This window comes from Pseudogemmobacter blasticus, assembly GCF_003071405.1.
Lineage (GTDB): Bacteria > Pseudomonadota > Alphaproteobacteria > Rhodobacterales > Rhodobacteraceae > Pseudogemmobacter > Pseudogemmobacter blasticus.
The window spans coordinates 874,487-896,898 of the sequence record NZ_CP020470.1 but is presented as its reverse complement, the minus strand read 5'-3'; the positions used below and the strand labels follow the sequence as shown (position 1 = coordinate 896,898).

Sequence of the window (22,412 nt, the reverse complement as noted above, 5' to 3'; positions counted from 1 at the left end):
CAGGCGCGATCCGCATCAGCAAAGACGTTTCGGGACGGGCTTTCCGCCCGCTGCGGCACTACTTTGATTGTCCCATCACGATGACCCAATGCAGCTTGCTGTCGGGCGCATCGCTGACCGCGATTCCCACGCCGATTTCACGGGTGGCCGACATCAGGATATTGTCCTTGTGCTTGGGCGAATTCATCCACCATTCCACCGCGCGGGCCGGGGTGGCAAAGCCGCGGCCGGTGTTCTCGGTGGCGGTTCTGAACCGATAGCCCGCCTTGCGAAGACGGTTTTGTAGTTTGCTGCCATCCGAGGAAACATGGCTGATGGATTGTCGGGCGGCGTTGTCACAGGCGTGCCCCTGCGCCGCCTTGCCAAGCGCCGCGTTCAGCTTCAGCGCAGGCAACCCCGCCCGGGCCCGCTGGGCATTGACGCCGGCGACCACCTCGGATTGCAGGTTGGCGGAATTGGCGGGTTTGGTACAGGCAAGCGCTGGCAGCGCCACGGTTGCCGCAAGGCACAGGGCGGCGGCAAGGAAGAACGGGCGCGTCATGGGCAAGCTCCGGCAGGGATCAGTCAATTCACCCCAGGGTAGAGCGTCCTTGGGGCAAGGGCACGGAAAACATGTGACATTTCCGTGATGCCTCCGCAAGTTTGCCTAGAAGGACCGGCCGTCGGGCGAAATCACATTTCCTTCGGCGGCGGTGGCATCTTCGGCATCATGGGTAACCAGAACCGCGGGCAGGCCGCGGGCGCGGATGGTCTGGAACACGAAACTGCGGATCTGCGCGCGGCGGTCTGCGTCAAGACGGGAAAAGGGTTCGTCCAGCAGGATGGCCTTTGGTTCGGCCAGCAGCGTTCTCAGCAGGGCGACGCGGGCGCGTTCGCCGCCCGACAGGGTTTCCGGGTCGCGGCGTCCGAATCCGGCCAGCCCGGCCTCGGCCAACGCGGCCTCGATCCGGGCGGCGCGGCCCGGCAGGCCACGGGGCAGGGCGAAGGCCAGATTGCCCGCCACCGACAGATGCGGAAACAGCAGCGTGTCCTGAAACAGGATGCCGATGCGCCGGTCTCGGGTCGGCAGGGCGGTAACATCGCGACCGTCCAGCAGGATGCGGCCCCGCAGGGTGAAGGCCGGATCAAGCGTGCCGATCAGCGCCGCCAGCAGCGTGGATTTGCCCGAGCCGGACGGCCCCATGATGGTCAGCACCTCGCCCGGTGCGACATGGGTGTCGATCCGCACCAGCGGCGTGCCCGCACGGTCGATCTGCACCCCTTGCAGGGAAAGGCCCGGCGTCATGCGGCCATCCCCCGGCGGTTGCGATAAAGCAGGGCAGGCCCCAGCAGCGCCAGCGCGAAGACCAGCGCCGGCAGCGCCATTTGCAGCAACGCATAGACGCCGATCAGGCGGCGGTTCCCCCCCGACGACAGCGAGACCGCCTCGGTCGTCAGCGTGGCGATGCGGCCGCCCGACAGTAGCAGCGTGGCCAGATATTGCCCGACCGAGACCGCGAAACCCACGGCAAAGGCCGTCAGCAGCGGGCGCAGCAGCAGCGGCAGGCGAATGGCCCAGAGGCTGCGGCCCGGCCTGGCGCCAAGGCTGGCGGCCAGCGTGGCAAAGCGTGGGTCCAGCGCCCGCCAGGCCGGGGCAAGCGAAAGGAAGACATAGGGCAGCACGAAGACCAGATGCCCGGCCAGCGCGGCGACAAAGCCGCCGGCGCCCAGTTCCAGTGCCAGCCGGTGCAGGCCGGGCAGGAAGGTGATCTGCGGCACGATCAGCGGCAGCCAGAGCAGCCACAGCGCCGGGGCGGACGGGCGCAGCCGGAAGCGGTGTTCCGCCTCAAGGCAGGCGGTGACAAGGATCAGCGCAAGGCCGGCACTCCCAAGGGCCAGACCCAGGGTGTTGCCGGTGATCGGGGCAAGGCTCGGCGCGGCCCGGGCCCATGTCGCCAGCGACAGGCTTTCGGGCAGGGCCGCTGGAAAGCGCCACAACCCGGCGACGGACCACAGGGCAAGGCCGGCAAGCCCCGCGATCAGCCCGGCCGTAACGGCGGCGCCACCGGCCAGCGCCAACAGGCGGGCGGGGGCATCAAGGCCCGGCAGGCGCAGGCCGGCGGTGGCCATGCCGGTCAGGCCGTGGCGGGCCGCGATCTCGGCCCCGCGCCACAGGGCAAGGGCGGCCAGCACCAGCACCAGTTGCAATGCGGCCCCGGCGGCAGCCGTGCCACGCTGCGCCAGCGAGGCTTCGGTCATCCAGCCGGCAACCTGCACCGACAGCGGCGGCGGCAGGTTGGGGCCAAGGATCATGCCCATCTCTACCGAGGTCATGGCATAGGCCAGCACGGCATAGACTGGCAGGCGAAGCTGGCGGTAAAGCGGCGGCAGTACGGTGAAGGCGAAGGCGGCGGTCTGGCCATAGCCCAGCGTCTGCGCCAGCGTCAGCCGCGACGGGGCGGCGATCTGTGGCCAGGCGGCCAGCGCCATCAGCAGAAGGAAGGGCACCTCCTTGGCGACAAGGCCAAGGGTCAGCGACAGGCCGGCAGGATCGTTCAGGATCAGCAGGTCGGGGGCTTGGCTCCAGCCGGTGGCCCAGGGCGACAGGGCGCGGGCGATCCAGCCCGAGGGCGCGATCAGGAAGGCCAGCCCAAGGGCCGCGGCGGCGTGCGGCACCGACAAGAGCGGCGACAACAGCCGCAGCAGGGCGGCAAAGGCGCGGGTGCCGCGCAGGGTGGCCAGGATAAGCAGGGTGATCGCCAGCGCCAGCGTGGTTGAGGCAAGGCCTGTGGTCAGCGACAACATGACCGCGCGCGGCAGGCCGGGCCAAGCCAGCAGCGCGGACAGCGCCCCGGGGGCCAGCGCGGGGCCAAGTGTGGCCGCCAGCCCGGCTGCGACCGGCACCGCCATCAGCGCCAGCGTCAGGCCCGGAACGGCGCGCAGCAGGCGCGTCAATCGCCGCTTCCGTAAAGCGCCGTCCAGTCGTCCGCCAGGGCCGTGGCCCAACTGGCGTGGGGTTCCAGCAGCGCCGGGCCGATCTTGTCGGGCGGCAGGGTGGCAAGGCCAAGGTCAAGCATGGCAAAGCGGGCGCGGTCTTCCTCGGTCAGGGCCGCCAGGTTCAGGACGGTCTGGAACCCCAGCACAGTGGCATCCTGCGCGCGGGCCTGGACTTCCGGTGAAAGAAGAAGATTCGCAATGACTTGCGCGCCTTCTTTCGCATTCGAGTTGAAGGGAATCGCAACAAAGGAGGCATTGCCGATGGTGCCCCCCTTCAGCGTGTAGGTTCGGATCGTGTCCGGCAAGGTGCCGGCGGCGATTTCGGCGCTGGCCCGGCCGGGGTTGAAGGCGAAAGAGATGTCGATCTCGCCATCGGCCAGAAGCTGGCCAAGGGCGGCCTCGTTCTCGGGGTAGGCGCGACCCTCACGCCAGAGCGCATCGCGCACGGTGGCGAGGAAATCGCGCAGCGGGGCGACCCGGCGGCGGAAGGTGGCAGGGTTCGCCGGGCGTTGCAGGACCGAAGGGTCAGGCATGGTGCCATACAGCACCTGCTTGAGAAAGGTCACACCCAGATAATCGGGCGGCTTGGGAAAGGTGAAGCGGCCGGGATTGGCCAGAATCCAATCCTTCAGCTCCTCGATCGTGCGGGGCGGGTCGGTCAGGCGGGCGCTGTCGTATTCGAACACCAGTTGGGCCATGGCCCAGGGGGATTCGTAGCCTTCGGTCGGCAGGGTGAAATCGGTCATCACCGCTGGCTTGCCGGCCATGTCGACCAGTGGCCAGTTGGGCAGGTTTTCCACGAAGGGGCCGTAAAGCAGGCCCTCGCGTTTCATGGCGGCGAAATTCTCGCCATTGATCCAGATAAGATCGACCGAGCCGCCCGTGGTCTTGCCGGCATCACGTTCGGCCAGAACGGCAGCCACGCTGTCGGCGGTCGAGGCGATCTTGACCTGGTTCAGCGTCACACCGTAGCGCTCCAGCGCCAGTTCGCCGACCCAGGTGATGAAGTCATTGATCTTGGGATCGCCGCCCCAGGCGTGCCACCAGACGGTCTGTCCGCGGGCGATGTCGGTGATGCCGTCCCATTCCACAACCGCGCGGGCGGCGCGTGGCAGGGCGGGCAGGGCGGCGCTGGCCAGCATCAGCCGGGAAAAGGTGCGGCGGTCCATCGGGGTCTCCTTCGGGCAAGCGGCCGGTTGGCGGGCGGCCCGCCAAGGGTTACGAAGGCGGGGGGCGGCTGTGCAACCGGAATGTGCCGCAGCCAGAGGGAAAGGCCAACACATGTTCGACACAGCCCTGCGCCGGATCATCGACCCGCCGCTGAACCGCGCCGGGCGGGCGCTGGCCGCACGGGGCTGGGGCGCGGACCGGATCACGCTGGCCGGGCTTGGCCTTGGGCTGGCGGCGGCGGCGCTGATCGCGGCGGGCGCCCCGACCGGGCTGGCGCTGCTGCCCTTGCTGGCGGGGCGGCTGGCCGACGGGCTGGACGGGGCGGTGGCACGGGCCTACGGCAAAACCGATTTCGGCGGCTATCTCGACATTGCCTGCGACTTCGCCTTTTACGCGGCTGTTCCGCTGGCCTTCGCGTTGCGTGCGCCTGACGAAAACGCGCTGCCTGCGGCCTTTCTTCTGGCAACCTTCTACGTCAACGCGGCCAGTTTCCTGGGCTTTGCCACCATGGCCGCCAAACGTGGCATGGAGACCACGGCGCAGGGCGAAAAGTCGCTGTATTACGCCGCGGGCCTGCTGGAAGGCGGCGAGACCATCGCCTTTTTCGTCCTGCTCTGCCTGTGGCCGGCGGCCTTTCCGGCCGGCGCCTGGATCTTTGGCGGCCTCTGTCTGGTGACGGCCACCGCCCGCATCCTGAACGCGCGGCGCCTGCTGGGCTGAACGCCGCTTTTCCGTACAGGCCTGCCCCACCGCACAGCCGATGCACGGTTCGGTGCGCAGGCTTTGCCTGACCTGCCCTTGCAGCCCCCGAACCGCATCACTAAGACTCTGGCAATGTTCCGGCGATAACCCTGACGGCGATGAGAGGCAGGACCGATGCGCGATCCGATCGACACCTACATGAATACCCTTGTCCCGATGGTGGTTGAGCAGACCAGCCGCGGCGAACGGGCCTATGACATCTATTCGCGGCTCCTGAAGGAGCGGATCATCTTCCTGGCCGGCCCCGTGCATGACGGCATGTCGTCGCTGATCTGCGCGCAGTTGCTGTTTCTTGAGGCGGAGAATCCGTCGAAGGAAATCGCCATGTACATCAACAGCCCCGGCGGCGTGGTGACCAGCGGCCTGTCGATCTATGACACGATGCAGTACATCCGGCCCAAGGTTTCGACGCTGGTGATCGGGCAGGCGGCCTCGATGGGCAGCCTGCTGCTGACCGCGGGCGAAAAGGGGATGCGCTTCAGCCTGCCCAACAGCCGGATCATGGTGCACCAGCCCTCGGGCGGCTATCAGGGCCAGGCGACTGACATCATGATTCACGCGCAGGAAACGCTGAAACTGAAGCGCCGCCTGAACGAAATCTATGTGCGCCACACCGGCAACAGCTATGAAACCGTGGAAGCGGCGCTGGAGCGTGACAACTTCATGTCGGCCGAGGATGCCAAGGCCTGGGGCCTGATCGACGACATCCTGGAAAACCGCGGCAAGGCGGACGACACCGCGAAGTAAGACTTACCCCCGGTCGGGCGGTCCGGCCGGGGGGCGATTTGGCGTTGTGAAGGTCGGGGGCTTGGCCTAGACTTTTGCGGAAGACACCGGCAGAGGGCGACGGATGGCAACGAATACGGGCGACAGCAAGAACACGCTTTATTGCTCGTTCTGCGGCAAGAGCCAGCACGAAGTCCGCAAGCTGATTGCGGGCCCGACCGTGTTCATCTGCGACGAATGTGTCGAGCTGTGCATGGACATCATCCGGGAAGAGACCAAGACCAGCGGTCTTAAGTCCGGTGACGGCGTGCCGACCCCGCGCGAGATCTGCAAGGTGCTGGACGATTATGTCATCGGTCAGGACCATGCCAAGCGCGTGCTCGCGGTGGCGGTGCACAACCACTACAAGCGGCTGAACCATTCGTCCAAGACGGATGTGGAACTGTCGAAGTCGAACATCCTTCTGATCGGCCCCACCGGCACCGGCAAGACGCTGCTGGCGCAGACGCTGGCCCGCATCCTGGATGTGCCCTTCACCATGGCCGATGCCACCACGCTGACCGAGGCCGGCTATGTGGGCGAGGATGTCGAGAACATCATCCTGAAGCTGCTTCAGGCCAGCGAATACAACGTGGAACGGGCGCAGCGCGGCATCGTCTACATCGACGAGGTCGACAAGATCACCCGCAAGTCGGACAACCCGTCCATCACCCGCGACGTGTCGGGCGAAGGCGTGCAGCAGGCGCTGCTGAAAATCATGGAAGGCACCGTTGCCAGTGTGCCCCCGCAGGGCGGGCGCAAGCATCCGCAGCAGGAATTCCTGCAAGTCGATACAACGAACATCCTGTTCATCTGCGGCGGTGCCTTTGCCGGTCTGGAAAAGATCATCGCGCAGCGCAACAAGGGCGGCGGAATCGGCTTCAAGGCCGAGGTGAAAGACCCCGACGCGCGCGGTGTGGGCGAACTTTTCCGCGAACTGGAACCGGAAGACCTGCTGAAATTCGGCCTGATCCCCGAATTCGTCGGCCGCCTGCCGGTGATCGCCACGCTGACCGATCTGGACGAAGCGGCGCTGGTCACCATCCTGACCGAGCCGAAGAACGCGCTGGTCAAGCAATACCAGCGCCTGTTCGAGATCGAGGGCGTCAAGCTGACCTTCTCGGGGGATGCGCTGATCGCCATCGCGAAGCGCGCGATCAAGCGCAAGACCGGCGCGCGCGGCCTGCGGTCGATCATGGAGGATATCCTTCTGGATACCATGTTCGAACTGCCCGGCATGAACGATGTGTCGGAAGTCGTGGTGAATGATGAGGCGGTGAACAACGGTGCCAAGCCGCTGTGGGTTCACACCGAGACCAAGAAGAAGGAACCGGCGGCGGCGGGCTGAGGCCCGGCTTGCGCGCCCTTGCACAGGTTTGAAGAACGCCGCCCCACCGGGCGGCGTTTGCATTTGCGCCAGAGGAGGCCCCCTTGACCAACCCCATCCGCCGCATCACCACCGGCTCCACCTGGGAACCGACCATCGGCTATGCCCGCGCCGTGGTGGCGCCGCCCTTCGTCTTCGTCTCGGGCACCACCGGCACCGACCATGCCACCGGCACCATTCCCGAAGGCGTGGTCGAGCAATGCGCGCTGGCGCTGAAGATCATCGGCGCGGCGCTGGACAAGGCGGGGGCCGGATTCGCCGATGTGGTGAAGGTGACCTATGTGCTGCCCGACCGGGCGGATTTCGAACCCTGCTGGCCGCTGCTGGCCGCCACCTTTGGCGCCAACCCGCCGGCAGCGATGATGATCGAAGCCGGGTTGATCGACCCGCGCCACCGGATCGAGATCGAGGTCACCGCCCGCCTGCCGGGCTGAAACCGGCCAGAACCGGAGGGCGGCCTTGGGGCAGGGTCGCGCCGCATGTCCTTTCATCTGTCCTCAAATATCCCGGGGGTGCGGGGGCTGGCCCCCGCCCACAGGGCGCAAGATCACCCATTGGTGCGGTTGCAAGTGCTGGACCTTGGCGCTGCAATCCGGCATAGGAAAAGGGATCAAGACGGAGGCCCCGATGTATTTCCTCAAGCGCCTGCTCACCTGGTGGAACAGCCAGACGCTGGGCACCCAGATCTTCACCGCGCGCAAGGGCGTGAAGGTGGGCGAGGATGACCAGGGCAACCGCTATTACGCCACGCGGGACGGCGCGCGCCGCTGGGTGATCTATGCCGGCGAAATGGAAGCCAGCCGCGTGCCGCCGGATTGGCATGGCTGGCTGCACCACACCTGGGACCAGCCGCCGACCAAGGCGCCGCTGACGCACAAGCCCTGGGAAGCCCCGCATCAGGAAAACCTGTCGGGCAGCGACCTGGCCTATGCGCCCCCCGGCTCGATCCGCCGCGCCGCGCCGGTTGCGCGCCGCGATTACGAGGCCTGGCAGCCGGAATGAGCCATCAGACGGCAGAGGTTCTGGCCGGGGCAGGTGTGCTGGCCGTCGCTGCGGCTTTCGCCTTCTATGCGGCGCAGGGCGCGGGGCTGACCAGTCGCGATGGCGGCAGCTATCCGCTGCACGCCAGCTTCCGCTCGGTCGAGGGGATCAGTGTCGGCTCCGATGTGCGGATGGCGGGCGTCAAGGTCGGCACCATCACCGGCCTGACGTTGAACCCGCAAACCTTCATGGCCGACGCGGCCTTTGCGATCGACAAGCGCATCCTGCTGCCGGAAGACAGCGCGATCCTGATTTCCTCGGAAGGGCTGCTGGGCGGCAACTTTGTCGAGATCATGCCGGGCGGCGCGGTCGAAACGCTGCAGCCGGGGGCCGAGATCGAGGACACGCAGGGCGCGGTCAGCCTGATCACGCTGCTGATGAAATTCGTCGGCGGCGACAAGGCTGACAGCAGCGGAACCGCCACGCCATGAGGCGGGCGGCTCTGCTGGCGGTGGTGCTGTCCGGGGCCGCGATGCCGGCCGCCGCGCAGGGCTATGCCGATGCCCAGGGCGGCGTGGTGCGCTGGCTGGACAAACTGACCGGCGAGACGGGCGATCTGGAACTTCAACGGGGCCAGTCCGCATCGAACGGACGGCTGACAGTGCAACTGGACGATTGCCGCTACCCCGAGGAAAACCCCGCCGCCGAGGCTGAGGCGCATCTGACCATCATGGACAGTTCGCGCGAAGCGCCGGTGTTCACGGGCTGGATGCTGGCCTCGACCCCGGCGCTGTCGGCGATGGATCACCCGCGCTACGATGTCTGGGTGCTGCGCTGCATCGTGCCGGGCTATACCCCGCCCGAAGTGGTTGAAACGCCGCCGGAAGACGACGCCGCCACCTCGGAAGGCGAGGGGCAGTAACCCGGCGGGGCAAAATCCGCCCCCGTCTGCAATGCCCGCGCCAGCCTGCGGTGATAGACCTCGCGCGGGATTTCCACGGCACCAAGCGAGGCCAGGTGCGGCGTCAGGAACTGGGTGTCGAACAGGGTGAAGCCGCCGGCCCGCAGCCGGTGTACCGTCCAGGCCAGCGCCAGCTTCGACGCATCTGTCCGGCGCGAGAACATCGATTCGCCGAAGAAGGCCGCCCCCAGCACCACGCCATAGACGCCGCCCACCAGATCGGGGCCATCCCAGACCTCGATGCTGTGGGCAAAACCGCGACGGTGCAGGTCAAGATACAGCGCCAGGATGCGGTCGCTGATCCAGGTCTCCTCGCGGTCGGCGCAGCCGCGCACCACCGCCTCGAAATCGGTATCGGCGCGGACCTGCCACTGGGCTCGCCGGATGCGTTGCGCCAGAGACCGCGAGATGTGGAAGCCGTCCAGCGGCAGGATGCCCCGCTGGCGCGGGTCCAGCCAGTGCACCTGCGGATCGTCGCGCGACTGCGCCATGGGAAAGATGCCCATGGCATAGCCGCGCAGCAGGTGGTCCGAGGTCAGGAGCGCGGCGTCCATCAGGCCCCGCCCGCCACGGGGGCGGGGGGCCGATGCGCGGCGCAACCGAAGCGGCGCAAAGCAGGACACATGGCGAACCCCCGAACGATGGCCCGCAGCGCGCGGGCGTTCCGGTCTTGGTGCTAACATGCGCCGGGGCCGGGGGTGAAGCCCCGCCACCGCCAGACGAGGCCCCGAAAAGCCCTGCGCCCGCCCCTTTGGTGGGGCGGGCGCAGGCATTGCGGTCCTCAGGGCCGGATCAGCCGAATTGCTGCGCCAGCCACTTTTCCAGCCAGTGGATGTTGTAATCGCCGTTCTGGATGTCGGGCTCTGCCAGCAGCGCGTGGAACAGCGGCACCGTGGTATCGACGCCATCAACGATCAGCTCGCCCAGGGCGCGGCGCAGGCGCGACAGCGCCTCGGGCCGGTCGCGACCGTGAACGATCAGCTTGCCGATCAGGCTGTCGTAATAGGGCGGGATCGAATAGCCGCCATAAAGCGCCGAATCCATCCGCACGCCCAAACCTCCGGGCGCATGGAAGGTGCGCACCTTGCCGGGGCAGGGCGCGAAGTTCGGCAGCTTTTCGGCGTTGATCCGCACCTCTATCGCGTGGCCGTTGATTTCCAGATCGTCCTGCGTGAACGACAGCGGCATCCCCGAGGCGACGCGGATCTGTTCGCGCACCAGATCGACACCGAAGATGAACTCGGTCACCGGATGTTCCACCTGCAGGCGGGTGTTCATTTCGATGAAGTAGAAATTCCCGTCTTCATACAGGAATTCCACCGTGCCCGCGCCGATATAGGCGATCTTCGACATGGCGTTGGCGCAGATGGCGCCGATCTCGGAGCGCATCTTCGGGGTGATCGCCGGGCCGGGGGCTTCCTCGAACACCTTCTGATGGCGGCGTTGCAGCGAACAGTCGCGTTCGCCCAGATGCACGGCGCCACCCTTGCCGTCGCCAAAGACCTGAATCTCGATATGGCGCGGCTTTTGCAGGTATTTCTCGATATAGACCTCGTCATTGCCGAAGGCGGCCTTCGCCTCGGCCCGGGCGGTGCGGAAGGCGATCTCCAGCTCTTCCGGGGTCTTGGCAACCTTCATCCCGCGCCCGCCGCCGCCAGCGGTGGCCTTGATGATGACCGGAAAGCCGATGCCCTCGGCCACGCCGATGGCGGTCTCGAAATCGGCCACGCCGCCATCACTGCCCGGCACCACCGGAATACCCAGGGCCTTGGCGGTGTCCTTGGCGGTGATCTTGTCGCCCATGATGCGGATGTGCTCCGCGCTGGGGCCGATGAAGGTGATGCCGTGGTCTTCCAGCGCCTGCGCGAAGCTGGCATTTTCCGACAGGAAGCCATAGCCCGGATGCACCGCCTGCGCGCCGGTGATCTCGCAGGCCGAGATGATGGCGGCCTTGCTCAGATAGCTTTCGGAACTGGGGGCCGGGCCGATGCAGACGGATTCGTCGGCCATCCGCACATGCATGGCATCGGCATCGGCGGTGGAATGCACCGCGACCGACTTGATCCCCATTTCCCGGCAGGCCCGGATCACGCGCAGCGCGATCTCACCCCGGTTGGCGATCAGGATTTTCTCGAACATCCTGGCGCCCTTATTCGATGATCATCAGGGGGGCGCCGTATTCGACCGGCTGGCCGTCTTCCACCAGGATGCGCTTGACGATCCCCGACCGCGTGGCCGGGATATGGTTCATCGTCTTCATCGCCTCGATGATCAGAAGCGTCTCGCCTTCGGCCACCTTGGCGCCGACGGTGACAAAGGTCGCCGCGCCGGGCTCGGGGGCCAGGTAGATGGTGCCGACCATGGGCGAGGTGACCGCGCCCGGGTGCTGGCTGGGATCTTCCGGCGCAGCAACGGCGGGCGCCGCGGCCACCGGGGCCGCACCGGCCGGGGCGGGGGCGGCGGCATAGACCGGCGCGGGGGCCGCGGCGATCACGGTCGCCTGCTTCACCACACGCACCGACAGGCTGTCATCCTCGCCGTATTCGCGCTTCACCTCGATCTCGGTCAGCTCGTTCTTGTTCAGAAGCTCTGCAAGGGCCGCGATGAAGGCCACGTCCGTGTCGGGGGTCTGTTTGCTCATGCCGTCCTCTGTTGACGTTCCTGCTGTCCTGAACACCGATCCGCCCCATGCGGGGCGGCTGTCAGGGCTGACCGCTTATAGGACAGCCAGAGCAGGGTGAAAAGCGCCCAAAGCCGCCGCCGCTTTTCTGGGCAATCCGTCGCAGCGGCGCGGCCGTCTCGACAGATTCGACCGACGCACAAAATTTACCGTTTGATAAAATAAAAATCTGTGAGACGCTTCCTTCAAGCCATAAGCCAGGGAGGCAAGACCCCGATGCCGAACAGCCAGCTCACGCCCGGAATCGTTCCGGGACGTCTGCCCGCAACTGCCTATGACAGGAACTTTGACGATCATCTGCCCGCGCTGGATGCGCATGAGGCGCGGGTGGCGGCGGATCGCTGCTACTTCTGCCATGACGCACCCTGCGTGACGGCCTGTCCCACCGACATCGACATCCCGCTGTTCATCCGCCAGATCGCCACCGGCACGCCCGAAGCGGCCGCCCGCACGATCTGGACGCAGAACATCCTGGGCGGCATGTGCGCCCGCGTCTGTCCGACCGAAACCCTGTGCGAAGAGGCCTGCGTGCGCCAGACCGCCGAAGGCAAGCCGGTCGAGATCGGACTGTTGCAACGCCACGCCACCGATGTGGCGATGGCCAGGAACCGCCATCCGTTTTCCCGCGGCCCTGCGACCGGCAAGACCATCGCTGTGGTGGGGGCGGGGCCGGCGGGTCTAGCCTGCGCGCATCGTCTGGCCATGAAGGGCCATGAGGTGACGGTGTTCGAGCGGCGGCCCAAGCCGGGTGGGCTGAACGAATACGGCATCGCCAGCTACAAGGCCGCCGGCGGCTTTGCCGCGCGCGAGGTGGACTGGCTGCTGCAGATCGGCGGCATCACGGTGAAATGCGGCGTCGAGCTGGGCCGCGATCTGACGCTGGCCGACCTGCAGCGCGATTTCGACGCGGTGTTCCTTGGCATCGGGCTGCAAGGTGTGAACGCGCTGCGCGCCGAGGGCGAGGATCTGCCCGGCGTTGCCAATGCGGTGGATTTCATCGCCGACCTGCGCCAGTCGTCTGACCTGTCGAAACTGCCGGTGGGCCGCGATGTCGTGGTGATCGGCGGCGGCATGACGGCGGTGGATGCGGCGGTGCAGTCCAAACTCCTGGGCGCCGAGACTGTGACCATCGTCTATCGCCGTGGCCCCGAAAAGATGGCGGCCTCGGGCTATGAGCAGGACCATGCACTGCAGGCGGGCGTGCGGATCATCCACAACGCGGCCCCGTTCCGCGTCACCGGAAACGGCCGGGCCGAGGCGGTAGATTTCGCCTATACCGAAGACGGGCCGGACGGGCTGAAGCTCCTGGACGAAGGTTTTACCCTGAAGGCCGATCAGGTGTTCAAGGCCATCGGCCAGACGCTGACCGGCGTGCCCGAAGGGGTGACGGTTGCAGGCGGCAAGATCGCGGCAACACCGGCAAGGGTCTGGGCGGGCGGCGATTGTGCGGCGGGCGGCGAAGACCTGACGGTGACCGCCGTTGCCGAAGGCCGCGATGCCGCCGAGGCGATCCACGCCTATCTGACAGGCGCGTGATGGGCGCGCTTTCTTCTTGCACCCCGCCCCGGCCTGACCCAGATCAGGCCGCAGGCAGGAGCGGACATGCAAGGCTGGATCGACACCGTCATCGCGTTCATCGAACGCCATCACGCCTGGGCGCCCTGGATCATGGTGATCTTTGCCGCGGCCGAGACGACGGCCTTTCTGTCGATCCTGATTCCCTCGACAGCGGTTCTGGTTGCCATGGGCGCGCTGGCCGCCACCGGGGCGATCGACTTCCTGTCGCTCTGGCTGGGCGCCAGCATCGGCGCGCTGATCGGATCGACCTTCTCGTTCTGGCTGGGCCTGCGCTACGGCAGCACGGTGCTGACGATGCGGCCGCTGTCGCAACATCCCGAGATGGTCGCGAAAGCCCGCGCCGCCTTTACCCGCTATGGGCCGGTCACGGTGTTCGTGGGCCATTTCGTGACCGTGTTTCGCCCCGTCGTCTTTCTGATGGCCGGGATGAGCGGCATGACCCTGGCCCGCTTTGCCTTCTGGAACACGCTGGGCGCCGTGGCCTGGGCGTTCCTGATTCCCAAGATGGGCGAATTCGGCGGCGACATCCTGGGCTGGCTCTGGTCGTATCTGGCCTGACCGTCGCGCTCCGCGCCCTTTTTCCGCATCCTCTCCCAGCCCTTTGCAAGGAGGCCCGTCATGGCTGACCTGACGTCCAGTTTCATCGGCATCAAGTCCCCCAATCCGTTCTGGCTGGCCTCGGCGCCGCCGACGGACAAGGAATACAACGTCGTCCGCGCCTTTCAGGCCGGCTGGGGCGGCGTGGTGTGGAAGACCCTCGGGTCAGAGGGGCCGCCGGTCGTCAACGTCTCGGGTCCGCGCTATGGCGCGGTCTGGGGGGCGGACCGCCGCCTTCTGGGGCTGAACAACATCGAACTGATCACCGACCGCCCGCTTGAGGTGAACCTGCAAGAGATCAAGTCGGTCAAACGCGCCTGGAAGGACCGCGCGCTGGTGATCAGCCTGATGGTGCCCTGCGATGAGGAGTCGTGGAAAGACATCCTGCACCGCATCGAGGATACCGAGGCCGATGGCGTGGAGCTGAACTTCGGCTGCCCGCATGGCATGGCCGAACGCGGCATGGGCTCTGCTGTGGGGCAGGTGCCGGAATACATCGAGATGGTGACGCGCTGGGTCAAGAAACACAGCCGGATGCCCTGCATCGTCAAGCTGACGCCGAACATCAGCGACATCCGCCGCCCGGCCGAGGCCGCCAAGCGCGGCGGGGCGGATGCGGTGTCGCTGATCAACACGATCAACTCGATCACCAGCGTCAATCTGGACGATTTCAGCCCCGAACCGATGATCGACGGCAAGGGCACCCATGGCGGCTATTGCGGCCCGGCGGTGAAGCCGATCGCGCTGAACATGGTGGCCGAGATTGCCCGCAACGCCGAAACCCATGGCCTGCCCATTTCCGGCATCGGCGGGGTCACCACCTGGCGCGATGCGGCGGAATTCATGGCGCTGGGGGCGGGCAATGTGCAGGTCTGCACGGCGGCCATGACCTATGGCTTCAAGATCGTGCAGGAAATGATCTCGGGCCTGTCGGACTATATGGATCGCAAGGGCTTCACCTCGACCGCCGATCTGGTGGGCCGTGCGGTGCCGAACGTGACCGACTGGCAGTATCTGAACCTGAACTATGTCACCAAGGCGCAGATCAGCCAGGCCGACTGCATCCAGTGCGGGCGCTGCTATGCCGCCTGCGAAGACACCAGCCACCAGGCCATCGCCATGTCGCCCGACCGTGTGTTCACGGTGAAGGACGAGGAATGTGTCGCCTGCAACCTGTGCGTCAACGTCTGCCCGGTCGAGAACTGCATCACCATGGTTCCGATGCAGAAGGGCGTCGTCGATCCGCGGACGGGGCGCAAGGTTGGCGATTATGCCAACTGGACGACACACCCCAACAACCCGATGTCGGTGAAGGCCGCCGAATAGGGCCACGCCCGAAGGTCCGGGCGGAAACGCCTGTCCGGACCTCGGGGCAATCCCGGGCGCCCGGCCAGTCTGGCAGGGTTACGGCACGGGGTCGTTCAGCGGGTTCAGCCCGGCGGCCAGCGATGCCATGAGATAGGCGCGCTGCGCTGCTTCGGCCCGGGCCCGGGCCATTTCGATCTGGTAATTGTCTTCCGTCAGGCCGGTGGCGGCCTTGGTCGTGTCGGACGCCGGGGCCACCGGGCGCCCGGTTTCAGGTGCCGTCGCCGGTTCAGCCCGCGCGCCGCCCCGCACCGCGATGGCGGCGCTGTTTGACTGTCCTGCCGTCAGATGCGGCGATGTTCCCAACGTCAGCACCGTTGGCCGGACGGATGAGATTGGTCCCATTTCCGTCGCCTTTCCAAGGGTTGCTCCCCACTGCGTCGATCCTAGCGCGAAGGGGGCGGCCTTCCCACCGCAAAGCCCGTAAAATCCGAAGGATCAGCCCGGGGTCAGCATCCGGCGGAACAGCGTGTCCAGAAAGGGGCCGGCTTCGGCAAAGGGATCATGGCCGGGCCCCAGAACCGCGCGGACCTGAAAGTCGAAGTCGGCATAATGCTGGGTCAGCGCCCAGACCGAAAAGATCAGATGCACCGGATCGACACGCGCCAGGCGGCCCTGATCCATCCAGCCTGCCAGAACGGCGGCCTTTTCATCGACCAGCGCCTTCAGATCACCCTCAAGGGCCTCGCGGATGCGGGGGCCGCCCTGAAGGATTTCATTGGCGAAAAGCCGGCTTTCGCGGGGAAAGTCGCGGGACAGGTCCAGCTTGCGCCGCACATAGGCCAGAACCTCGGTGACCGGCTCGCCCTCCGGGTTCAGCGCGCGCAGCGGATCAAGCCAGGTGTCCAGCAGGCCGGTCAGAAGGGTGCGGTGCACCTCTTCCTTCGAGGCGAAGTAGTACAGCAGGTTCGGCTTGGACAGGCCGGCGACCTCGGCGATCTGGTCCACCGTTGCGCCACGGAATCCTTGCGCCGAAAACACATCAAGCGCGGCTTCCAGGATGGCTTCTCGGTTCTTGCGCTGAATGCGGCTGCGCGGCACGGTCATCGGCTTTCCTTTCCGGTCCCGCATGTTAGCGCGGGTGTCGGGCGGGGGCAAATACGGGGCTTCGGTCACAGGGACGCCAGCGCATCCTCAAGGGCCGCAACGGCCAGACGATGGTCCTCCACCTGCGGCAGGCCCGAGACGGTAAGGCAGGCCACCACCCCGGTGCCCGCCACCCGGATCGGCACCGCGCCGCCATGGTCGGCATAGTCGGCCACGTCCAGCCCGTGCTTGGCCAGCGTTTCGTTCTTGGCGCGGTTGCGCAGGCCGACCAGCAGCGAGGGCACCTGGAACAGCAGCGCCGTGGCCGACTTGCGCGCGACCCACAGGTCGTTCAGTGGCGCCGCGCCGGGCAGGGCGGCGTGGAACAGCACCCGGTCCGCGGTGCGGATGTCGATGACGACGGGCAGCGCCCCGGCCAGCCCGCGCCGGACCAGATCCTGCCCCAGCGCCAGCGCGACCGTTTCGTCGAAACGGGGGAAGATCAGGCGGTCATAATCGGCTTCGATGGTTTCGGGCTGCATCCGGGGCGTGTCCTGTCGGTTATTTCAGCGTGACCGGCTGGGTGAAGCTGGCACGCTGGTCACTGTGCCGGTCGCGGAAGGTGAATTCCAGTTGATAGTCGCCCGCCGGGGCGTCGGTCAGGTTCACCACCAGCGTTGCGCCGAATTCGCGCGCCTTGCCGCGCGCCTGATGCGTCAGCGCCATGAAATCCGGTGCCTCGACCAGAACGCCGCCCGCAGTGTCAAGAATACGCAGGTCAACGGCAAAGCCGATCTCGAACCGGCCGTCGCCAAGGTCGCCATACCCATAGCCCTGCGGTTCGGCATAAAGGAAGATGTCCTCGCCCCGCGCATAGATGGTATCGGGGCGGGGATCATAGACGCCGAACCCGCCCGAAGCCGCGGCGGTGGGCAACGCCTGCCGGAAATGCAGCGGCTGCGCGGCCCAGGCGGCCTCTTGCAACTGGTCCTGCGCGGCGGTCAGGGCCGCCGCATCGCCCCCTGTGGCCGCAGCCTCCAGCGCGGCGGCGGCATCGGCCACCGGGCCGGCCTGGGCGGGCAGGGCAAGCGCAAGCGAAAGGGCGGCAAGGCTGGCAAGAGCGGGAAAACGCATGGCTGAAAATCCTGTCTGTAGCGGGCGGGCCGCCGGTTCAAAAGAAGATCAGCGTAACAGAGACGGGGCATTTGGGAAGGCCGGACTCCCGACCCCGCCCTCAGGCGCCGCTCAACCCGATGCCGCGCAGGATGATGGCCTTCACGCTGTCGGTCGCGGCCTGCCATTGCCGGTCATTCAGCGGCTTGCCGCCGTTCAGCGTTTCGATCTGGTGGCCGAAATCGGCATAGTGCTGGGTGGTGGCCCAGATCATGTACAGCAGGTGGCGCGGGTCGATGGGGGCCATCTGGCCCTGGTCGATCCAGCGGCGGATGGCGGTGATGCGGCCCTCGGTCCAGTCGCGCAGCGTGGTTTCCAGATAGTCCTGGATCACCGGCGCGCCGTGCATCACCTCGCTGGCCCAGACCTTGGAGCCGAAGGGATGCTCGCGCGAGATGCGCATCTTCGCCTCGATATAGGCGCCAATGCCGCTGGCCGGGTCGGGGGCATTGTCGAAACTGTCGGCGGCGCGCAGCCAGATCTGGAAGATGTCCTCGACCACGCGGCGGTAAAGCTCCTCCTTGGTGGCGAAATAGTAGTGCAGGTTGGCCTTGGGCAGGCCCGCCATATCGGCGATCAACTGCATGGTGGCCCCGCCGAACCCGGCCTCGGCAAACACCTTTTCGGCGGCGCGCAGGATCAACTGCTCGTTCTCGCGCCTTATATCGGTGCGACGGCTGCCCCTTGTGCGTGTTTTCTGTGCAGAGTCATCCATCGGCAGGTTGGGGAAATTTGTTGACCGGCTGGTCAGGTTGTGGTGCGCTTCGCCTTGACCATACGGTCAGGACAAGATTCGCCGCAAGCATGGTCGGAACGGGCCCGTCAGAGGCCCCGCGACAGGGAGACGCCAGATGGCCGCACCAGGTGAGAACCTGAAGATCAATTCCGCACGGCTGTGGGACAGCCTCATGGAAATGGCCCTGATCGGCCCCGGCATCGCGGGGGGCTGCAACCGCCAGACCCTGACCGATGCCGACAGCGAGGGGCGCCACCTGTTCCAGGGCTGGTGTCAGGCGGCGGGCATGACCATGGGCCTGGACAGCATGGGCAACATGTTCGCCACCCGTCCCGGCACCGACCCCGACGCCCTGCCGGTCTATATGGGCAGCCACCTGGACACCCAGCCCACCGGCGGCAAATACGATGGTGTTCTGGGCGTTCTGGGCGCGCTTGAGGCGGTGCGGACGATGAACGATCTGGGCATCCGCACCCGGCACCCGGTTGCCATCGTGAACTGGACGAACGAGGAAGGCGCCCGCTTCGCGCCCGCCATGCTGGCCAGCGGCGTTTTCGCCGGCATCCATACCGAAGACTATGCCAAGGCCCGCCGCGATCTGGACGGCAAGGTCTTTGGCGAGGAACTGGCGCGCATCGGCTGGGTGGGCGAGGAAAAGGTCGGCGCGCGCAAGATGCACGCCTATTTCGAGCTGCACATCGAACAGGGCCCGATCCTTGAGGCCGAAGGCAAGGACATCGGTGTCGTCACCCATTGCCAGGGGTTGTGGTGGCTGGAATTCACCCTGACCGGCCGCGAGGCGCATACCGGCAGCACGCCGATGAACCTGCGGGTGAACGCCGGCCTTGCCATGGCCCGCATCTTCGAAATGGTGCAGGCCGTGGCGATGGAGAACCAGCCCAATGCCGTGGGCGGGGTGGGGCAGGTGACCTTTTCCCCGAACAGCCGCAACGTGCTGCCGGGCAAGGTGGTGTTCACCGTGGACATCCGCACCGTCGATCAGGCCAAGCTGGACCGGATGCGCGCCAAGATCGAGGCCGAGGCGGCGGCGATCTGCGAGGCCTTGGGTGTCGGCTGCGCGGTCGAGGCGGTGGGCCATTTCGACCCCGTGACCTTTACCCCCGATCTGGTGACGAAGGTCCGGTCTGCAGCGGAAAAGCTGGGCTACAGCCACATGGACATCGTGTCGGGCGCGGGCCACGACGCCTGCTGGACGGCCCGCGTTGCCCCCACCACCATGATCATGTGCCCCTGTGTGGGCGGCCTCAGCCATAACGAGGCCGAGACCATCTTCCCGGAATGGGCGGCAGCCGGGGCGGACGTGCTGCTTCATGCGGTGCTGGACACGGCAGAGGTGATTGCGTGACGGAGGCGCCGGGGGCCGTCTGCCCCCGGACCCCCGAGGGTATTTGAGCCAACTGGAAGCAGGCTGCGGCCTGTTGGGGAGCGGGAAATGAGCACTGTCATCAAGAACGGCACCATCGTCACCGCCGATCTGACCTACAAATCCGATGTTCTGGTCGAGGATGGCCAGATCATCGCCATCGGGCACGGGCTGAAGGGCGATACGGTGCTGGATGCGACGGGCTGCTATGTCATGCCGGGCGGGATCGACCCGCATACGCATCTGGAAATGCCCTTCATGGGCACCTATTCGGCCGATGATTTCGACAGCGGCACCCGCGCGGCGCTGGCGGGGGGCACCACGATGGTGGTGGATTTCGCGCTGCCGTCGCCGGGGCAGGGGCTGCTGGACGCGCTGAAGATCTGGGACAACAAGACCGCCCGGGCGCATTGCGACTACAGCTTCCACATGGCGGTGACATGGTGGGGCGAGCAGGTCTTCGACGAGATGAAGGCCGTGACCGAGCGCGGGATCAACACCTTCAAGCACTTCATGGCCTACAAGGGGGCCCTGATGGTGAACGATGACGAGATGTTTGCCAGCTTCCGCCGCTGTGCCGAACTTGGGGCGATTCCGCTGGTCCATGCCGAGAACGGCGATCTGGTGGCGGAAATGTCGGCCAAGCTGCTGGCCGAGGGCAATACCGGCCCCGAGGCCCATGCCTACAGCCGCCCCAGCCAGGTGGAGGGCGAGGCGACCAACCGCGCGATCATGATCGCGGATATGGCGGGCGTACCGCTGTACGTCGTGCATACGTCGTGCGAAGAGGCACACGAGGCGATCCGCCGGGCCAAGATGAACGGCAAGCGGGTCTGGGGCGAGCCGCTGATCCAGCACCTGACGCTGGACGAGAGCGAATACTTCAACCCCGACTGGGACCATGCCGCGCGGCGGGTGATGAGCCCGCCCTTCCGCGACAAGCGCCATCAGGACAGCCTCTGGGCGGGTCTGGCCAGCGGCACGCTGTCCTGCGTCGCCACCGACCATTGCGCCTTTACCACCGAACAGAAGCGGTTCGGCGTCGGCAACTTCACCAAGATCCCGAACGGCACCGGCGGGCTTGAGGACCGGATGCCGATGCTGTGGACCTATGGCGTGAACACCGGGCGGATCACGATGAACGAATTCGTCGCCGTCACCTCGACCAATATCGCCAAGATCATGAACTGCTACCCGAAGAAGGGCGCGGTTCTGGTGGGGGCGGACGCCGATCTTGTGGTCTGGGACCCCGAGAAGGAAAAGACCATCAGCGCGAAAGCCCAGCAATCGGCCATCGACTACAACGTGTTCGAGGGCAAGACGGTCAAGGGCCTGCCGCGCTATGTGATGAGCCGGGGCCATGTGGCGGTGACGGACGGCGCGCTGACCAGTGTCGAGGGGCATGGCAAGTTCGTCGCCCGCGCGCCGGGCACGCCGGTCGGCAAGGCGCTGTCCACCTGGAAGGCGCTGACCAACCCGCGGCCGGTGGCGCGCGCGGGTATTCCGGCAAGCGGGGTGTGATATGGCCAAAATATCAGCAAAATGGAATTGTGTTCGGGTTCCTGCCTGTGACACCGTGAGTTGGCGTTCTACTAAAGCATGGCTTGAGAAAGCTGATGCGAAAATTGGCGACCATTCAATATATGTAATTAGGACAACAAAGCCATTTGCTATTTCCTATGAAAAGAAGGCGTCGCCCGTTCTTTACATAGGGGAGGGTAATTTCAGTGAAAGGCTTAGATCTCATATTAAGAATTGGATTTATCCGCTTGCGAGGGATCTGCCTAATCTTACAGTAGAGATTTACTTTGCGGAAATTCGAGTAAAAAATAACCCCACGGCGCACCGTGATGTGGAGGCGGATCTCATATGGGAGTTTTCCGATAGATTTGGTTCGGTTCCATTAATGAATCGCCAGTTTGAATATCATGATCGTTATCATAGTTATGAGCGGGGTTTTTTTAAGCCAATTCAATCAGAAAGGGGAAAAGGTTATCTTTGGGCAATGCGCCCACTTATTTCCAATATGGCCTATCCAGCATCGCTGAAAGGCGCATTGATATGAAGGATACCATCAACCTCGGCCAGCCGGTGATTGCGGCGCAGGGGCTGAATCTGGTCTTCCAGACCAATGACGGGCCGGTTCATGCGTTGAAGGACGTGGACCTGACCATCGGCAAGGGCGAATTCGTCAGCTTCATCGGCCCCTCGGGCTGCGGCAAGACCACCTTTCTGCGCTGCATCGCGGCGCTGGAACACCCGACGGGCGGCAGCCTGACCGTGAATGGCATGACCCCCGACGAGGCGCGGCGCAAGCGGGCCTATGGCTATGTGTTCCAGGCGGCGGGGCTGTATCCGTGGCGCACCATCGCCGGCAATATCAAGCTGCCGCTGGAAATCATGGGCTTCCCCCGGGCCGAGCAGGAAGCGCGGGTCGAACGGGTGCTGGATCTGGTCGACCTGAAGGGTTTTGGCAAGAAATTCCCCTGGCAATTGTCGGGCGGGATGCAGCAACGCGCCAGCATCGCCCGCGCGCTGGCCTTTGATGCCGACATCCTGCTGATGGACGAACCCTTCGGCGCGCTGGACGAGATCGTCCGCGACCGGCTGAACGAAGAGCTGCTCAAGCTCTGGGCGCGGACCGGCAAGACCATCGGCTTCGTCACCCATTCCATTCCCGAGGCGGTCTATCTGTCCACCAAGATCGTGGTCATGTCGCCGCGCCCGGGCCGCATCACCGATGTGATCGACAGCCCCTTGCCACGGGAGCGGCCGCTGGACATCCGCGATACGCCCGAATTCATTGCCATCGCGCATCGGGTGCGCGAAGGGCTGCGCGCGGGCCATTCCTATGACTGACCGCGGGGGCAG

26 protein-coding genes are annotated in these 22,412 nt (G+C 65.9%); 14 read left to right on the top strand and 12 right to left on the bottom strand.

The features are described 5' to 3' along the window. Window positions 1–58: 58 nt before the first annotated feature. The 4 genes from B6K69_RS04300 to B6K69_RS04285 form a co-directional block, all read right to left on the bottom strand. Window positions 59–541, bottom strand: a complete 483-nt coding sequence (locus tag B6K69_RS04300; RefSeq protein ID WP_108642901.1) for a CAP domain-containing protein — start codon at window positions 539–541, stop codon at window positions 59–61. A 105-nt stretch (window positions 542–646) separates the two neighbouring features. After that, window positions 647–1,285 (bottom strand): ATP-binding cassette domain-containing protein, encoded by a 639-nt coding sequence (locus B6K69_RS04295; RefSeq protein WP_108642900.1) that lies wholly within the window; start codon window positions 1,283–1,285, stop codon window positions 647–649. Beyond that, window positions 1,282–2,889 carry an ABC transporter permease gene (locus tag B6K69_RS04290; protein WP_108644766.1) on the bottom strand — a complete coding sequence of 536 codons (1,608 nt, stop codon included), beginning with the start codon at window positions 2,887–2,889 and terminating at the stop codon, window positions 1,282–1,284. The genes B6K69_RS04295 and B6K69_RS04290 overlap by 4 nt, the downstream gene beginning before the upstream one ends. Before the next feature lie 41 nt (window positions 2,890–2,930). Continuing rightward, window positions 2,931–4,145 (bottom strand): ABC transporter substrate-binding protein, encoded by a 1,215-nt coding sequence (locus tag B6K69_RS04285; protein ID WP_228156803.1) that lies wholly within the window; start codon window positions 4,143–4,145, stop codon window positions 2,931–2,933. A gap of 112 nt (window positions 4,146–4,257) precedes the next feature. On the opposite strand from B6K69_RS04285, the gene B6K69_RS04280 reads away from it, so the two are divergent. The 7 genes from B6K69_RS04280 (at window position 4,258) to B6K69_RS04250 (ending at window position 8,963) form a co-directional block, all read left to right on the top strand. Further along, a complete protein-coding gene (locus B6K69_RS04280; RefSeq protein WP_108642899.1) occupies window positions 4,258–4,866 on the top strand; it encodes a CDP-alcohol phosphatidyltransferase family protein in 609 nt (202 codons plus the stop codon). A gap of 156 nt (window positions 4,867–5,022) precedes the next feature. Continuing rightward, window positions 5,023–5,655 (top strand): ATP-dependent Clp endopeptidase proteolytic subunit ClpP, encoded by a 633-nt coding sequence (clpP, locus tag B6K69_RS04275; RefSeq protein WP_107674195.1) that lies wholly within the window; start codon window positions 5,023–5,025, stop codon window positions 5,653–5,655. A 103-nt stretch (window positions 5,656–5,758) separates the two neighbouring features. Continuing rightward, window positions 5,759–7,021: an ATP-dependent Clp protease ATP-binding subunit ClpX gene (gene clpX, locus B6K69_RS04270; RefSeq protein WP_108642898.1), complete on the top strand. Its 1,263-nt coding sequence runs from the start codon at window positions 5,759–5,761 to the stop codon at window positions 7,019–7,021. 83 nt (window positions 7,022–7,104) lie between these two features. After that, a complete protein-coding gene (locus tag B6K69_RS04265; RefSeq protein WP_181318279.1) occupies window positions 7,105–7,494 on the top strand; it encodes a RidA family protein in 390 nt (129 codons plus the stop codon). A gap of 193 nt (window positions 7,495–7,687) precedes the next feature. Further along, window positions 7,688–8,062 (top strand): NADH:ubiquinone oxidoreductase subunit NDUFA12, encoded by a 375-nt coding sequence (locus tag B6K69_RS04260; protein ID WP_108642897.1) that lies wholly within the window; start codon window positions 7,688–7,690, stop codon window positions 8,060–8,062. Beyond that, the gene (gene mlaD / locus B6K69_RS04255; protein ID WP_107674198.1) at window positions 8,059–8,532 is read left to right on the top strand and encodes an outer membrane lipid asymmetry maintenance protein MlaD; all 474 of its coding nucleotides are present in this window, start codon (window positions 8,059–8,061) and stop codon (window positions 8,530–8,532) included. The genes B6K69_RS04260 and mlaD overlap by 4 nt, the downstream gene beginning before the upstream one ends. Next, window positions 8,529–8,963 (top strand): DUF2155 domain-containing protein, encoded by a 435-nt coding sequence (locus tag B6K69_RS04250; RefSeq protein ID WP_107674199.1) that lies wholly within the window; start codon window positions 8,529–8,531, stop codon window positions 8,961–8,963. Before mlaD ends, B6K69_RS04250 begins: the two co-directional genes overlap by 4 nt. On the opposite strand, the gene aat is transcribed toward B6K69_RS04250, so the two are convergent. From aat to accB, 3 genes are all read right to left on the bottom strand, one after another. After that, window positions 8,891–9,556 carry a leucyl/phenylalanyl-tRNA--protein transferase gene (gene aat / locus B6K69_RS04245; RefSeq protein WP_108642896.1) on the bottom strand — a complete coding sequence of 222 codons (666 nt, stop codon included), beginning with the start codon at window positions 9,554–9,556 and terminating at the stop codon, window positions 8,891–8,893. The two genes, B6K69_RS04250 and aat, sit on opposite strands and share 73 nt — an antisense overlap. Before the next feature lie 238 nt (window positions 9,557–9,794). Next, entirely contained in the window at window positions 9,795–11,141 is a 1,347-nt protein-coding gene (gene accC / locus B6K69_RS04240) for an acetyl-CoA carboxylase biotin carboxylase subunit (protein ID WP_108642895.1), read from the bottom strand. Window positions 11,142–11,151: 10 nt separating this feature from the next. Continuing rightward, window positions 11,152–11,643 carry an acetyl-CoA carboxylase biotin carboxyl carrier protein gene (gene accB, locus B6K69_RS04235; protein ID WP_107674202.1) on the bottom strand — a complete coding sequence of 164 codons (492 nt, stop codon included), beginning with the start codon at window positions 11,641–11,643 and terminating at the stop codon, window positions 11,152–11,154. A 255-nt stretch (window positions 11,644–11,898) separates the two neighbouring features. Here accB and B6K69_RS04230 point away from each other — a divergent pair, with 255 nt between their 5' ends. The 3 genes from B6K69_RS04230 (at window position 11,899) to preA (ending at window position 15,183) form a co-directional block, all read left to right on the top strand. Continuing rightward, on the top strand, window positions 11,899–13,218 hold the full coding sequence (locus B6K69_RS04230) for an NAD(P)-dependent oxidoreductase (RefSeq protein WP_108642894.1): 1,320 nt from the start codon (window positions 11,899–11,901) through the stop codon (window positions 13,216–13,218). Window positions 13,219–13,284: 66 nt separating this feature from the next. Then, the gene (locus B6K69_RS04225; RefSeq protein ID WP_108642893.1) at window positions 13,285–13,818 is read left to right on the top strand and encodes a DedA family protein; all 534 of its coding nucleotides are present in this window, start codon (window positions 13,285–13,287) and stop codon (window positions 13,816–13,818) included. Window positions 13,819–13,878: 60 nt separating this feature from the next. After that, window positions 13,879–15,183 carry an NAD-dependent dihydropyrimidine dehydrogenase subunit PreA gene (gene preA / locus B6K69_RS04220; protein WP_108642892.1) on the top strand — a complete coding sequence of 435 codons (1,305 nt, stop codon included), beginning with the start codon at window positions 13,879–13,881 and terminating at the stop codon, window positions 15,181–15,183. A gap of 78 nt (window positions 15,184–15,261) precedes the next feature. Here preA and B6K69_RS04215 read toward each other — a convergent pair whose 3' ends face one another. The 5 genes from B6K69_RS04215 to B6K69_RS04195 form a co-directional block, all read right to left on the bottom strand. Further along, window positions 15,262–15,567, bottom strand: a complete 306-nt coding sequence (locus tag B6K69_RS04215; protein WP_123876530.1) for a hypothetical protein — start codon at window positions 15,565–15,567, stop codon at window positions 15,262–15,264. Between the two features lie 93 nt (window positions 15,568–15,660). Further along, complete coding sequence (locus B6K69_RS04210) at window positions 15,661–16,269, bottom strand: TetR family transcriptional regulator C-terminal domain-containing protein (protein ID WP_108644764.1); 609 nt, start codon at window positions 16,267–16,269, stop codon at window positions 15,661–15,663. A 65-nt stretch (window positions 16,270–16,334) separates the two neighbouring features. Further along, window positions 16,335–16,790 carry a heme-degrading domain-containing protein gene (locus tag B6K69_RS04205; protein ID WP_108642891.1) on the bottom strand — a complete coding sequence of 152 codons (456 nt, stop codon included), beginning with the start codon at window positions 16,788–16,790 and terminating at the stop codon, window positions 16,335–16,337. A 19-nt stretch (window positions 16,791–16,809) separates the two neighbouring features. Beyond that, window positions 16,810–17,382, bottom strand: coding sequence for a hypothetical protein (locus tag B6K69_RS04200; protein WP_108642890.1), 573 nt, complete (start codon window positions 17,380–17,382; stop codon window positions 16,810–16,812). 100 nt (window positions 17,383–17,482) lie between these two features. Continuing rightward, window positions 17,483–18,136, bottom strand: a complete 654-nt coding sequence (locus B6K69_RS04195) for a TetR/AcrR family transcriptional regulator (RefSeq protein WP_107674209.1) — start codon at window positions 18,134–18,136, stop codon at window positions 17,483–17,485. A 136-nt stretch (window positions 18,137–18,272) separates the two neighbouring features. On the opposite strand from B6K69_RS04195, the gene B6K69_RS04190 reads away from it, so the two are divergent. The 4 genes from B6K69_RS04190 to B6K69_RS04180 all read left to right on the top strand — a co-directional run bounded on the left by B6K69_RS04190 (window position 18,273) and on the right by B6K69_RS04180 (window position 22,400). After that, window positions 18,273–19,523: a Zn-dependent hydrolase gene (locus B6K69_RS04190; RefSeq protein WP_108642889.1), complete on the top strand. Its 1,251-nt coding sequence runs from the start codon at window positions 18,273–18,275 to the stop codon at window positions 19,521–19,523. 87 nt (window positions 19,524–19,610) lie between these two features. Beyond that, on the top strand, window positions 19,611–21,062 hold the full coding sequence (hydA, locus tag B6K69_RS04185) for a dihydropyrimidinase (RefSeq protein WP_107674211.1): 1,452 nt from the start codon (window positions 19,611–19,613) through the stop codon (window positions 21,060–21,062). A gap of 1 nt (window position 21,063) precedes the next feature. Then, the gene (locus B6K69_RS17980) at window positions 21,064–21,606 is read left to right on the top strand and encodes a hypothetical protein (protein ID WP_123876529.1); all 543 of its coding nucleotides are present in this window, start codon (window positions 21,064–21,066) and stop codon (window positions 21,604–21,606) included. Then, complete coding sequence (locus B6K69_RS04180; RefSeq protein WP_107674212.1) at window positions 21,603–22,400, top strand: ABC transporter ATP-binding protein; 798 nt, start codon at window positions 21,603–21,605, stop codon at window positions 22,398–22,400. Before B6K69_RS17980 ends, B6K69_RS04180 begins: the two co-directional genes overlap by 4 nt. Window positions 22,401–22,412 lie beyond the last annotated feature (12 nt).